This window comes from Ruegeria sp. CDSA221 (genome assembly GCF_059611825.1).
This window is the reverse complement of record NZ_JBXWPK010000023.1, coordinates 17,212-29,305: the sequence shown is the minus strand read 5'-3', so window position 1 is coordinate 29,305 and position 12,094 is coordinate 17,212. Positions and strand designations below refer to the sequence as shown.

At 54.6% G+C, this 12,094-nt stretch carries 10 protein-coding genes and 1 pseudogene; 9 read left to right on the top strand and 2 right to left on the bottom strand.

Translation table 11 applies throughout. The features are described 5' to 3' along the window. Nucleotides 1-405: 405 nt before the first annotated feature. Together AC2FJ5_RS20770 and AC2FJ5_RS20765 are read right to left on the bottom strand one after the other, a co-directional pair. A pseudogene (locus AC2FJ5_RS20770) lies at nt 406-711 on the bottom strand (transposase); the annotation flags it as partial. A gap of 55 nt (nt 712-766) precedes the next feature. Continuing rightward, nucleotides 767-1,450: an IS6 family transposase gene (locus AC2FJ5_RS20765; RefSeq protein ID WP_496794454.1), complete on the bottom strand. Its 684-nt coding sequence runs from the start codon at nt 1,448-1,450 to the stop codon at nt 767-769. 174 nt (nt 1,451-1,624) lie between these two features. Here AC2FJ5_RS20765 and AC2FJ5_RS20760 point away from each other — a divergent pair, with 174 nt between their 5' ends. The 9 genes from AC2FJ5_RS20760 to AC2FJ5_RS20720 all read left to right on the top strand — a co-directional run bounded on the left by AC2FJ5_RS20760 (nt 1,625) and on the right by AC2FJ5_RS20720 (nt 11,959). Next, nucleotides 1,625-2,839: an aminotransferase class I/II-fold pyridoxal phosphate-dependent enzyme gene (locus AC2FJ5_RS20760; protein WP_496787543.1), complete on the top strand. Its 1,215-nt coding sequence runs from the start codon at nt 1,625-1,627 to the stop codon at nt 2,837-2,839. Beyond that, complete coding sequence (locus AC2FJ5_RS20755) at nt 2,836-4,080, top strand: ABC transporter substrate-binding protein (RefSeq protein WP_496787542.1); 1,245 nt, start codon at nt 2,836-2,838, stop codon at nt 4,078-4,080. The genes AC2FJ5_RS20760 and AC2FJ5_RS20755 overlap by 4 nt, the downstream gene beginning before the upstream one ends. Before the next feature lie 76 nt (nt 4,081-4,156). Next, nucleotides 4,157-5,038: a carbohydrate ABC transporter permease gene (locus AC2FJ5_RS20750; protein ID WP_496794453.1), complete on the top strand. Its 882-nt coding sequence runs from the start codon at nt 4,157-4,159 to the stop codon at nt 5,036-5,038. Beyond that, nucleotides 5,038-5,931, top strand: a complete 894-nt coding sequence (locus AC2FJ5_RS20745; protein ID WP_496774813.1) for a carbohydrate ABC transporter permease — start codon at nt 5,038-5,040, stop codon at nt 5,929-5,931. Before AC2FJ5_RS20750 ends, AC2FJ5_RS20745 begins: the two co-directional genes overlap by 1 nt. After that, nucleotides 5,928-7,019 (top strand): ABC transporter ATP-binding protein, encoded by a 1,092-nt coding sequence (locus tag AC2FJ5_RS20740; RefSeq protein WP_496787539.1) that lies wholly within the window; start codon nt 5,928-5,930, stop codon nt 7,017-7,019. Before AC2FJ5_RS20745 ends, AC2FJ5_RS20740 begins: the two co-directional genes overlap by 4 nt. A gap of 41 nt (nt 7,020-7,060) precedes the next feature. Then, nucleotides 7,061-7,771 carry a FadR/GntR family transcriptional regulator gene (locus AC2FJ5_RS20735; protein ID WP_496774815.1) on the top strand — a complete coding sequence of 237 codons (711 nt, stop codon included), beginning with the start codon at nt 7,061-7,063 and terminating at the stop codon, nt 7,769-7,771. A gap of 48 nt (nt 7,772-7,819) precedes the next feature. Further along, nucleotides 7,820-10,252: a thiamine pyrophosphate-binding protein gene (locus AC2FJ5_RS20730; protein WP_496794452.1), complete on the top strand. Its 2,433-nt coding sequence runs from the start codon at nt 7,820-7,822 to the stop codon at nt 10,250-10,252. Next, nucleotides 10,230-10,910, top strand: coding sequence for a D-lyxose/D-mannose family sugar isomerase (locus AC2FJ5_RS20725; protein WP_496794451.1), 681 nt, complete (start codon nt 10,230-10,232; stop codon nt 10,908-10,910). Before AC2FJ5_RS20730 ends, AC2FJ5_RS20725 begins: the two co-directional genes overlap by 23 nt. Continuing rightward, nucleotides 10,907-11,959, top strand: coding sequence for a dipeptidase (locus AC2FJ5_RS20720; protein ID WP_496794450.1), 1,053 nt, complete (start codon nt 10,907-10,909; stop codon nt 11,957-11,959). The genes AC2FJ5_RS20725 and AC2FJ5_RS20720 overlap by 4 nt, the downstream gene beginning before the upstream one ends. Nucleotides 11,960-12,094: the final 135 nt, after the last annotated feature.

Here is a 12,094-nt window from a genome sequence, read left to right as displayed (position 1 = left end):
TGTTATACCCCTGAAACTCACGGGTATGAATCACGCAGGCGGGATGACGGCAACCAAATTAATAGGTCCAGAACCTAGGTTCAGGACTTCGGTAACGGGGCCGTTCCAGTCAAGCGGTTTTGTGCAGGTAAATTGATCCGCCAAGGCGGTAATTTCAGTATTATTCTTGCCGCCCTGCTTTCTTTCTCAGCCTTCGGTTGAGGTTCTTTGGGTACATGCTTCGGTTCGTGGTCAACGCTTTGGTTGCCAACATGATGCTGGTTCGATGTAATTCCGATGTGCCCATCTCATTGGCGTGCTTGATTGAAGTCAGCGACGGTCCAGACCACGGCATCACCGGAACCACGTCGCTGCGGGACCTCGAAGGCCTGCGATCAGGCAGGCAACGGGTGAAGGAACATTCGATCAGATCATGTTTGGCGCAACATCCGGTTGGAAAACGGTGCCGTCGACCCAAATTCGATGGAGTATGACCGCTATACGGCGAGCCAGAGCAACCATCGCAATTTTCCGACCGCGGCGTTGTGCCAGCTGAGTTCCCCATGTTCCTAGCCAAGTCGAGTGACCACGGTTCATCATCACGGTCGCGGCCTGGCACAACGCCCGCCTCAGGTTGACATCGCCGGCCTTGGTAATGCCGCCCGAGACATCGCGCTCGCCGGATTGGTTACGCGAGGGCGTCAGGCCGACCCAAGGGCCAATCCTCTTTGAAGGGATGTGTCGCAAACATTTGGAACGGTCAAAGTCAGCGACTTACTGGATACACCTATCCTGCGATCTCGGCGAATAGCTGAAAGCCGGAAGTCGTATCACTTGAGAATTGCCGCTTCCGGATCATATTGGCGACCTCGATGCCGTCCAAAGTGGCTGATGCGGATCTGAACGATTTGAACCCACACATATGCCGTACACGACGCTTGATAAACCGATGATCCTGTTCGATTAGGTTATTCAAATACTTGGACCTGACCGTTTGGATTTTGGCTGGGCAGCCAAACCGATTAAGGATTTTGTGCACCTCTCGAATGCCAGCCGCGTTAGCGCCGCTTTTGTCGATGACGATCTTGCTCGGGATTCCATTTGAAGACAGCGCTTTGGCAAAGAACCTTGCTGCTGCTGGACGGTTCCTGCGCTCAGACAACATGAAATCAAGAGTATTCCCAGCTTTGTCGACGGCCCGATAGAGGTACATCCAGTTGCCGCGAACACGAATAAAGGTTTCGTCCATGCGCCATGAACTCAGCATTGGACGCTTCTTTGACAGCGCACGAGCTGCGACGATAGGCGAGTATTTCACCACCCACCTATTCAACGTGGCATGGTCAACTCGGACACCGCGCTCGGCCATGATCTCTTCCAAGTCACGATAGGACACAGTGTACCGCAGATAGAAGAAAACAGCGTACAAAACTGCATCCTTGGGGAAATGACAGCCCTTTAACGAGATCATGCTCAAGTAACCTGTTCGAAAATTATTCGACCAGAACAAACCTCAGATCACGCAGGCTCGTCAACTAGACCCCAGAGTTTGCGACACATCCGCCCGATCTACGATCAGGGGAATAAGGTTGACACATTGGTATCATTATGTAAGACGTCAGACGTCTGATAAGAAGGGTTTCCCTTGGATGAACTGACCAAACAGCTGCTACTCACTTCCGACCGATCCGTCCTTGCGTCCGGGTCGGTCGTTCCAACGATTGTTCTATCCAGCCTCTTCACATTCCCGACCTACGACGCATTGGAAGACAGATTTGCGGGCCGGGATGATGCAGATGTCTACTCACGGACCTCTAACCCCACCGTTCGGCTGCTTGAAGACAAACTCGCGCAGCTGGAACATGGCGAAGCCGCCATCGCATTTGGGAGTGGGATGGCGGCGATTTCCGGAACTGTACTGGCGCTGGTCAAGGCAGGGGACCAGGTTGTGAGTACGATCAACGCCTATTCCGATGCCTATCGGTTGTTTGAGATCCTGCTGGAAAAGTTCGGCGTATCGGTCACATATGTCGACTGTAACGACACCGATGCGCTGACTGCGGCCCTCAAAGGCGCGCGGCTGTTGTTCCTGGAAAGCCCGTCAAGCTATGTGTTTGAGACCTGCGATATCCCCAAGGTAACGGCCTTGGCGAAAGCAAACGGCGTGATCACCGTGTTCGACAACAGCTTTGCGTCACCATTCGGGCAAAACCCGTTGCTGCATGGCGTTGATGTTGTGGTGCATTCCATATCGAAATACCTGGGCGGTCATTCGGATGTTGTCGCGGGCTGTGCCATTGGATCGCAGAACCTGATTGATCAAATCCGCGATACGTCGTTGTCGTTGCTTGGGGCAAAGCTTTCGGCGATGGAGGCATGGCTTGTGATCCGTGGATTGCGGACGCTGCCTTTGCGCCTGAAAGAACATCAAAGTGCGGCAGATTACGTTGTTGCCGGTCTGCGCACAGACGAACGAGTGCGCAAAATTCACCGGGCGGAAGCCAATGGGACGCTGTCCGGTGTGGGCGGGTTGTTCACAATAGAACTGGCCGATGGCCTGGATGTGCGTGCCTTTTGTGACGGGCTGAATCTGTTTCGACTAGGGGTCAGCTGGGGCGGATTCGAAAGCCTTGCGCTGCCAGCGAGTGTCGCCGCGCGGTCGGATTCCGGGCCAAACGCACTTAATCATTTTGGCGTTTCAAAAAGCGCTATTCGCCTCTTTGTCGGTCTGGAGGGCCGAGAAGTTCTTCTGGGCGATCTCCGCCAAGCCCTGAAGGCCGCGGAAGTCGCCGGAAAACAAAGAGAAGACCGGCCAGCGCCTGTTGGCAGGGATGAACCAAAAAGGGAGAGAGCAAGATGAAACGCAAGACAGTATTGTTGGCCGGGGTCACAACTCTGGCGATAGCATCTGCCGCTGCGGCAGAAGAAATGAAGGTCGAGGTGCTCCACTGGTGGACCTCAGCTGGTGAAGCGGCCGCGATCAAAGTATTTGCGGATGCTTATAGCGCCAACGGTGGTGAATGGGTTGATAACGGCATCGGTGGCGGTGCAGCAAAATCGACATTCATCAACCGTTTGATGGGTGGTGATGCCCCACAAGTGGGCCAGTTCAACACCTCGCGAGAGTTCGAAGAGATCGTGGATGCGGGCCTGCTGAACCCGCTGGATGCAGAGGCTGAGGCTGGCAATTGGGGAGAGCTGTTCCCGGGTATCATCGATAATCTGGTCAAGCGCGACGGTTCTTACTATGCGGTCCCGGTGAACATCCACGGGTCTAACTGGATGTGGCACAATAATCAGGTTTTGGCGGATGCCGGGATTGAGGTCCCGACCGATTGGGATAGCTTCTTTGCTGCGGCTGACAAATTGAAAGAGGCCGGTATAATCCCGCTCGCTCTGGGTGGTGAGGCATGGCAGGAACGTCTGACATTCAACGCCGTTTTGCTGACAGTTGGCGGTCAGGAATTCTATCTTCGGATTTTCCAGGATCAGGATGTCAGCGCGCTGACATCGGACACAATGAAAGAGGTGTTCGACGTTTATTCGCGCCTGCGCACGTTGGTGCGTGAAACTGATCCCGGTTCGCCCGGTCGCAGCTGGAACGACGCCACCAATATGGTCATCACTGGCCAGGCAGCGATGCAGATCATGGGCGACTGGGCCAAAGGTGAATTCCTTGCGGCAGGTCAGGCACCCGGAGTGGACTACGGCTGTACACCCGGTGTAATCGGCGGCTCGCCTTACATGATTTCGGGCGACGTATTTGTGTTCCCCAAAACCGATGGTGAAGGCGACCGTGAAGCTCAGTCCCTGATGGCGACTACGATGCTGTCCCCCGAAACTCAGGTGGCCTTCAACAACATCAAGGGGTCGATCCCCGTGCGTCCGGATGTAGACACCTCAAAACTTGATGTGTGCGGACAGCAGGCGATCCAGCTGACTTCGAGTGCCGACACTCATGTGGGGACCACGCAGATGTACATCTCGTCCGACCTCGCCGGTGCGCTCCAGGACGTCTACACGCAGTTCTGGAATTCTGAGACGATGAATAGCGACCAAGCCATGGGCCTTTTGGTTCAGGCATTCGAAACCGCAAGCTAAGTCGTTAAGGAAGAGCAGCCGCCGCGACAACTCCTCTAGTCGCGGCGGTCATTCTCACGCTGCCCGGAAAATTCTGATGACCTCGTACCTTCGCAGTTCCAAATTCATCGCGAGACTGGCCATTGCACCATTTATTGTGGTCGTGTTGGTGGTCTTTGTGGGCTGTGTGGCATGGTCTATACAGCTGTCATTCACCAGTTCGAAATTGCTGCCAAATGGCGATTTCGTCGGGCTTGATCAGTATGATCGCCTGTTTCGCACGACCCGCTGGATCGTATCGCTTCAGAATATGGTCCTGTTTGGTGTGTTTTTTGTTTTCGGGGCTCTATTGCTGGGGTTTCTACTGGCAGTCTTTATCGATCAACGGATCAAGGGAGAGGGGTTTTTTCGAACCATTTTTCTTTATCCTTATTCCCTTTCATTTGTTGTCACCGGCCTTGCATGGCAATGGTTTTTGAACCCGTCACTGGGTTTGCAAAAGGCTGTTCGCGAACTCGGCTGGACCAGCTTTACTTTCGATTGGCTAACCGATCAGTCGATGGCGATCTACACCATTGTAATTGCGGCGATCTGGCATGGGTCTGGTCTTGCGATGGCGCTGATGCTGGCGGGACTGCGTGGCGTTGATCCCGAAATCTGGCGTGCATCAAAAATAGACGGAATCCCCACCTGGCGTGTTTATGTCCATATCATTGCGCCGATCCTCGGGCCTGTGATCTTTGCCAGCGTTGTTTTGCTGGCCCTGTCGGTTATCAAAGGCTTCGACATTGTCATTGCTATGACGGATGGCGGGCCAGGCATCGCGACCGAGGTTCCCGCAAAGTTCGTATTGGACCACATTCTTGAGCGCGCCAATGTTGGTCTTGCGATGGCGGGGGCGACCGTCATGCTGCTGACCGTGATTTGTGCCCTCGCGCCGTGGCTTTATTTCCAACATATGCGCAAACGGAGCGCCTAATGACAGTTGTTGATGTGACCACAATTACTGGACCGAAGCCTTCTAAGATCTCTGCGCAGCGAGTTGCCATTTATCTGTTTTTGGTCATCGCATCCGCGTTCTTTCTGATGCCGATCTATATCGTTGTCGTTACGTCGCTGAAGACTATGCCAGAAATTCGACTTGGCAACGTGCTGCAATGGCCGCAGGAATGGACGGTCGAAGGTTGGGTAACCGCATGGGACAGCGCCTGCACAGGCCTTGAATGTGAAGGGATCAAAGTTGGGTTCTGGAACTCGGTTCGTATCCTTGTTCCCAGCCTAATCGTATCGGTTCTGGCCGGCTCTCTGTGCGGCTATATCCTGACATTCTGGACATTCCGGGGCGCTGAGATTTTCTTTGCGGTTTTGTTGTTTGGTGCATTTGTGCCCTATCAGGCGCTGATCTATCCGATGATCCGCATCTTTTCGGCAACCGGTTTGTACGGAACGCTACCTGGGATCATTCTGGTCCATACCATCTTTGGCCTGCCGATTATGACACTGATCTTTCGCAACTATTATTCGACTCTGCCGCCCGAGATTTTCAAAGCAGCGCGGGTGGATGGCGCAGGGTTCTTTGCGATCTACCGGCATGTGCTGTTGCCCATCTCTACGCCGATCATCGTGGTTGCTGCCATTTTGCAGGTCACCGGTATCTGGAACGACTACCTGCTCGGCCTGGTTTTCGGCGGGCGGGAAAACATGCCGATGACAGTGCAACTGAACAACATCGTAAACTCAATCCGAGGTGACGTCTCTTACAACGTTAACATGGCAGCCACGTTGTTGACGGCGCTTGTGCCGTTGGCGGTCTACCTTGTGTCCGGGCGTTGGTTCGTTCGAGGTATCGCAGCGGGGGCAGTAAAAGGATGAACTACGTGACAGCAGAAATCGCGACGACACATGTAAGCGCCCGTGACCTTTGCATCCGATTTGGTGCCGTTGAAGTGCTGAAATCGCTGAATCTTGATATCCGGCAGGGTGAATTCCTTGTCCTTCTTGGCGCCTCGGGATGTGGTAAATCCACCTTGCTGAACACCATCGCAGGGTTGCAGGAGGCTACCGAAGGACAAATCTGGATCAACGGCGAAAACGTAACCTGGAATGAACCCAAGGACCGAGGCATCGCCATGGTGTTTCAATCCTATGCGCTTTACCCAAAAATGACGGTGCGTGGGAATCTGGGCTTTGGTCTGAAGATGAACAAAGTTCCCAAAGCCGAAGCCGACAAATTGGTCGACGAGGCGGCGAAACTTCTGCAGATTGAGCAGCTTTTGGATCGCCGCCCAAGTGAACTGTCCGGTGGTCAGCGCCAGAGGGTGGCAATTGGCCGAGCCCTCGTGCGCAAAGTCGATGTATTTTTGTTTGACGAACCCCTGTCGAACCTCGACGCAAAGCTGCGTGCCGAATTGCGGGTAGAATTGAAGCGGCTGCACCAGGAGCTGGGTGCGACGATGATCTATGTAACCCATGATCAAGTCGAAGCGCTGACACTGGCCGACCGGATCGCGGTTATGAAAGACGGGGTTGTTCAGCAACTTGCATCGCCCGAGGAAATCTATAGCCGCCCCGCGAACAGATATGTTGCACAATTCGTGGGCTTGCCATCGATGAACTTCATAGAAGGCATGGTGACCCAAGCGGGATCGATCGAAACAACCGATCTGTCCATTCCGCTCGAACAATGCAATCTTATTGCCAAACCCGCCGCTGGCACCAGGGTCGAGATCGGCATTCGACCCGAGCATATTCAGCCCGCAGATGATGAAGGATTCACACTGCGCGTCAGCCTGGTGGAACTTCTGGGTTCCGAAAGGCTGATCTGGGGAACCGTCGGCGACACCTCACTGGTGATGCGGGCCGATCCTGACAGCACGGTTCAAAGTGGGGACCGGATCAGGATATCTTTGCGGCAGGGTGCATTTAGCGTCTTTGATGCAGAGACGGGGCAAAGGCTTTGACTATGGATAGCGCATTGCTAGTGAAGTCAGGGGGACTGGTTATGAACGATAAATTGCACGGCCTTACGCGGCTAAACGCGCCGTCAAAATCCGAGGCCGTTGCCGACCAGCTTCTGAGCTTTTTCCGAACGCGAAACTATCAGGAAGGCGACAAGCTGCCGTCAGAGTTCGAATTGATGGAAGCGCTTGGTGTCGGCCGATCTTCGGTCCGCGAAGCGGTGCGTAAACTTCAGGCAATCAATGTTCTGGAAGTCCGGCGCGGTTCCGGCACATATTTGCGCCGGGTTGCGATGAATGATGAAATCATCGTGCCCTTGGCGATCGGACAGGAGCGCCAAAGCCTGTTGATGGCGCTGGATATCCGCCGCGGGCTGGAGGCCGAGGCCGCAGCTCTTGCTTGCACGCGGGGTACTGACGAAGATATCGAGCGCATTCGCATCGCCCTGGAGGAGATGGAGCGGGTTCACAAGGCAACCGGCGCAGCAATCGAAGAAGACTTCGCCTTTCACATGTCGATCTATCGGGCTACTGGCAACGCGATGTTTCAGCAGGTTATTTCCGAAATGCGCGGCCCCTTTGCCCGTTTCTTTTCCCAGCCGTTCGATCGCAAGGATTTTGGCACGCGATCCTTTCCCCTGCACAGGGAACTTTTTGAAGCGATCGCCAGGCGCGATGTCGAAGCGAGCCGTGCAAAGTCAAACGAACTGTTGAACTTCGTTGAACTCGACATTCGTGAAATGTCGGCGTCCTGACACCAGCATTGTCATTTACACCGATAAACCGTCCAGAGGCGACCTGCTATGGCACTTGATCGTAAAACTGTTGACCATCTCGAAAGCATCGAAGCGCGATTGCGATGGATCTCGTCCTGGATGATCTTCAATGCGAACGCCCTGCGCGACAGCCGCGATGGCCTGAAGGTTGGTGGGCATCAGGCATCCTGTGCATCGCTGTGTACGATTATGTCGGTTCTGTGGTTTCATACACTGCGCCCCGAGGATCGGGTCGCAGTGAAACCACATGCCGGCCCGGTGCTACACGCAGCACATTATCTGATGGGACGGCAAAGCCAGGAACAGCTGGAACGGTTCAGAGCCTATGGCGGCGCGCAGGCCTACCCATCGCGCACAAAAGACAGGATAGATGTGGATTTTTCAACCGGTTCTGTCGGTTTGGGCGTGGCAGTCACCGCCTTTGCAGCCATGGTTCAGGACTATCTGCAGACCAAGGGCATGGGCAAAAAGCCGGGCCGCATGATCGCGCTGGCGGGGGATGCCGAATTTGACGAGGGCAATATTCAGGAAGCGTTGCAAGAGGGTCAAAAACACGATCTGCACAACTGCTGGTGGATTGTGGATTACAATCGGCAAAGCCTTGATGGTGTGATTTCCGAAGGCATCAGCACGCGGCTGAAAACCCTGTTTGAGATATACGGCTGGGATGTCGTTGAACTGAAATACGGACATCAGTTGCAGGCCGCATTCGCAGAGCCGGGGGGTGCGCGTTTGCGTGACTGGATCGACGCATGTCCAAACGATCTCTACTCTTCTCTCACATTTCAGAAAGGCGTCGGGTGGCGAAAACGTCTGAACGCCGATTTCGCCGGAGATAACGAGGTTCTCGCCCTGATCGGCGGGCGCGATGATGCGGCGTTGGCACAATTGATGACGAATCTTGGCGGACACGATGCGGCGTTGATTGCCGAAACCTTCGGGTCGATTGACCATGAACGTCCAGTGGCCTTTATCGCTTATACGGTCAAGGGGTACGGCTTGCCGCTTGCTGGACATAAGGACAATCATTCCGGTCAGCTAAACGCGGCTCAAATGGCAGAACTGCGCGTCGATAACAATGTGCGTGAAGGGCAAGAATGGGAGCCCTTTGAAGGCGCAGTTGACAGAGATGGTTTGAAGAAATTCGTCAACCAGTGTGCAATGAATGTTGATGGCCGCCGACATCGTTCTAAATCAATCCCGGTTCCGTCCTCGCTTGCGGTTTCGATCCCCAAGGAGAGTTCCTCACAAGCCGGGTTCGGCCGTATTCTGGCCGGACTAGCCAAAGGTGATCATGCGCTGTCCGAACGTATCGTGACGATGTCGCCCGATGTTTCAGTTTCGACCAATCTTGGGGCCTGGATAAACGCGCGCGGCTTGTTCGGGCGGAACGAGCAACGCGATATTTTTGCCGATGAAAAGGTCATGTCGGTGCAGAAATGGCATCGCTCTGATACTGGCCAGCATCTAGAGTTGGGGATCGCCGAAAACAACCTGTTCACGCTGTTGGCAGCGGCAGGATTGTCGCATTCACTGTTCGGGGAACGGCTCTTTCCGATTGGCACGCTGTATGACCCTTTCATCGCGCGCGGCCTCGATGCGCTCAACTACGCATGTTATCAGGGTGCGCGCTTCATGCTGATCTCGACCCCATCAGGGGTGACGCTGGCGCCGGAGGGTGGCGCACATCAATCCATCGGAACCCCGCTGATCGGTATATCCCAGGATGGGTTGGCCTGTTTCGATCCGACCTATGTGGACGAGCTGGAAGTGATCATGCGCTGGTCGTTTGACTATATGCAGCGCGACGGCGCCGAAGGCGCAGGGGATCAAAACTGGCTGCGCGATGGGACTGGTGGGTCGGTATGCCTACGGCTGTCTACGCTGGCAATCGAACAACCGACGCGGCAACTCACGCAGGAACAGGAACGTCACATCGTTGACGGTGCCTATTGGTTGCGTCCGCCAGGGCCGGCTTGTGATGTCGCGATCGTATACTCCGGTGTGGTTGGGCCCGAGGCGATTAAAGCCGCCGGAATGCTTTCTGAGGCCCGGCAGAATGTAGCGGTGCTTGCTGTGACGTCGGCAGACAGGTTGACCGCGGGGTGGCATGCGGCCGAACGCGCGCGCCAGCGTGGGCATGAAGATGCGAGATCTCATGTCGAAGCATTGCTTGAGGAATTGCCACGTGACGCCGGTATCGTGACCGTTCTTGACGGGCACCCCACAGCGCTGAGCTGGATCGGCTCCATTCGAGGTCAGCGGGTCAAACCACTTGGGGTCGAACATTTCGGTCAAAGTGGTGATACGCCAGACCTTTATCATCATTTCGGGATCGACGCGAATGCGATTGCCCATGCTGCACGTGCCGTCGCTCCAGGGAGACCGATTAACTATCTCCGCGCGCTCTCGGACGTCGATGCAAAGGAAAAGCCAGGTGCAACGCTCAACTATCAATGAGCTGATCCGGGAGGGCGACGCGTTCCTGCGCGCTTTTGGGTTTTGTCTCCCTCCGTTTGCTTACTGGACCCCGGATCAAATGGCGATAAATGATCACGACGTGATCGTTCAGCGCGGTATGGGTTGGGATATCACCGACTATGGTCAGAGGCGTTTTGATGAGATGGGCCTGTTCCTGTTCACATTGCGCAATGGCCGAGTGGAGGATATCGAGGCCGGTCGCGGCATGCTTTATGCGGAAAAACTGTTGATCAGCCGCAAGGATCAGTTGTCACCAATGCATCGCCATATGCTGAAGGCCGAAGACATAATCAATCGTGGTGGCGGCAAACTGGTGCTAGAGCTGTTTGCCGGTAACGAAGACGGTTCAATCGATCGCGATGGGGATGTCAATATCCCGGTTGACGGCCAGATCAGAACCCTGCCAGCCGGGGGCAGGCTCGCCCTTGACCCCGGTGAAAGCGTGACACTGCTGCCCGGTGTCTGGCATGCCTTTTGGGGTGAAGAGGGGGATGTGTTGATCGGCGAAGTCTCAACGGTCAACGACGACAAAACCGACAATGAATTCGAGATGGATATCGGGCGCTTTGCAACTGTGCAGGAAGATGAAGCTCCCCTGCATCTTCTGGTGTCTGATTACGGGACATATTTGCGGTGACCATTTCGTTTTTTGATGGTCACAATGACGTCTTATTGCGTCTGCTGAAAGAATATCCAGATCGGCCGGCAGAGGCTTTTGTTCAAGGCAATGCTTCCACTCAGTTGGATTTGCCACGTGCAATCGAAGCCGGTTTTTCCGGTGGGCTATTTGCGACCTTTGCCCCATCGCCCGAGCGGTTTGAACTGGAGGACTATCAGTCAGAGCAGGGATATTGCGTTCCCATGCCACCGCCGCTGCCATGTGAAGCGGCATACTCGGCAACCATAAAAATGTTCGATCTGCTGGAACAGATTGAATTGCGGTCCGAAGGCAAGCTGCGTATTTGCCGAAACGTGGCTGAAATCGAATCTGCCCGGTTGAACGGCGAGATCGCCGCCGTCATGCATATCGAGGGTGCGGATTGCATCGATGTCGAGTTCACGATGCTGGACAAGCTTGTGGACAGGGGGTTGCGGTCCGTCGGCCTGGTCTGGAGCCGTAACAATATTTTTGCCTCTGGGGTGCCATTTAAGTTTCCTGCAACCCCAGACATTGGCGCAGGCCTGTCTGAACACGGCATGGCGCTGGTCGAAGAGTGTAACCGGCGAAAGCTGCTGATCGATCTGTCTCATCTGAACGAAAAAGGCTTTTGGGATGTGGCCCAGCTTAGTACTGCGCCACTGGTTGCGACACATTCAAACGCATATGAACTTTGTCGCTCACCACGAAACTTGACCGACTTGCAACTAAAGGCGGTCGCCCAAAGTGGTGGCATCGTTGGGATCAATTTTGCGCCCTGTTTTGTCGATGGCATAGGAATGCTGGAGACCTCGGTGCCAATGGAAGCCATTGTGGCGCAAATCCTCTACCTGCTCGACCATCTGGGAGACGATGGCATCGCGCTGGGTTCTGATTTCGATGGCGTGGTAATGCCCGATGCAATTGGGGATGTCACAGGTGTATCAGCAGTATTCGCGGCGCTCTTGGATTCGGGCCTGCCGCAGCAAACACTGGAGAAACTTGCATCACTGAATTGGATGCGAATTTTGAACCAGACGATTGGATAACAATTTTTTAATATGATTGCGTGGCATTGCCAACCTGTTTGCGCGTCCTGAACTGGAAAGGCCTAACCCATGAAGAAGCCGTTCAAGGGTGTTGTAACGTTAATTTCCAACCCACGAAGAAAGGCTTTGTTGCAA

What these genes read in the sequence shown, in the direction of transcription:
- AC2FJ5_RS20735 (WP_496774815.1), top strand. Translation starts at nt 7,061, where the DNA reads ATGAACGATAAATTGCACGGCCTTACGCGGCTAAACGCGCCGTCAAAA.
- AC2FJ5_RS20765 (WP_496794454.1), bottom strand. Translation starts at nt 1,450, where the DNA reads ATGATCTCGTTAAAGGGCTGTCATTTCCCCAAGGATGCAGTTTTGTAC.
- AC2FJ5_RS20740 (WP_496787539.1), top strand. Translation starts at nt 5,928, where the DNA reads ATGAACTACGTGACAGCAGAAATCGCGACGACACATGTAAGCGCCCGT.
- AC2FJ5_RS20745 (WP_496774813.1), top strand. Translation starts at nt 5,038, where the DNA reads ATGACAGTTGTTGATGTGACCACAATTACTGGACCGAAGCCTTCTAAG.
- AC2FJ5_RS20755 (WP_496787542.1), top strand. Translation starts at nt 2,836, where the DNA reads ATGAAACGCAAGACAGTATTGTTGGCCGGGGTCACAACTCTGGCGATA.
- AC2FJ5_RS20750 (WP_496794453.1), top strand. Translation starts at nt 4,157, where the DNA reads ATGACCTCGTACCTTCGCAGTTCCAAATTCATCGCGAGACTGGCCATT.
- AC2FJ5_RS20730 (WP_496794452.1), top strand. Translation starts at nt 7,820, where the DNA reads ATGGCACTTGATCGTAAAACTGTTGACCATCTCGAAAGCATCGAAGCG.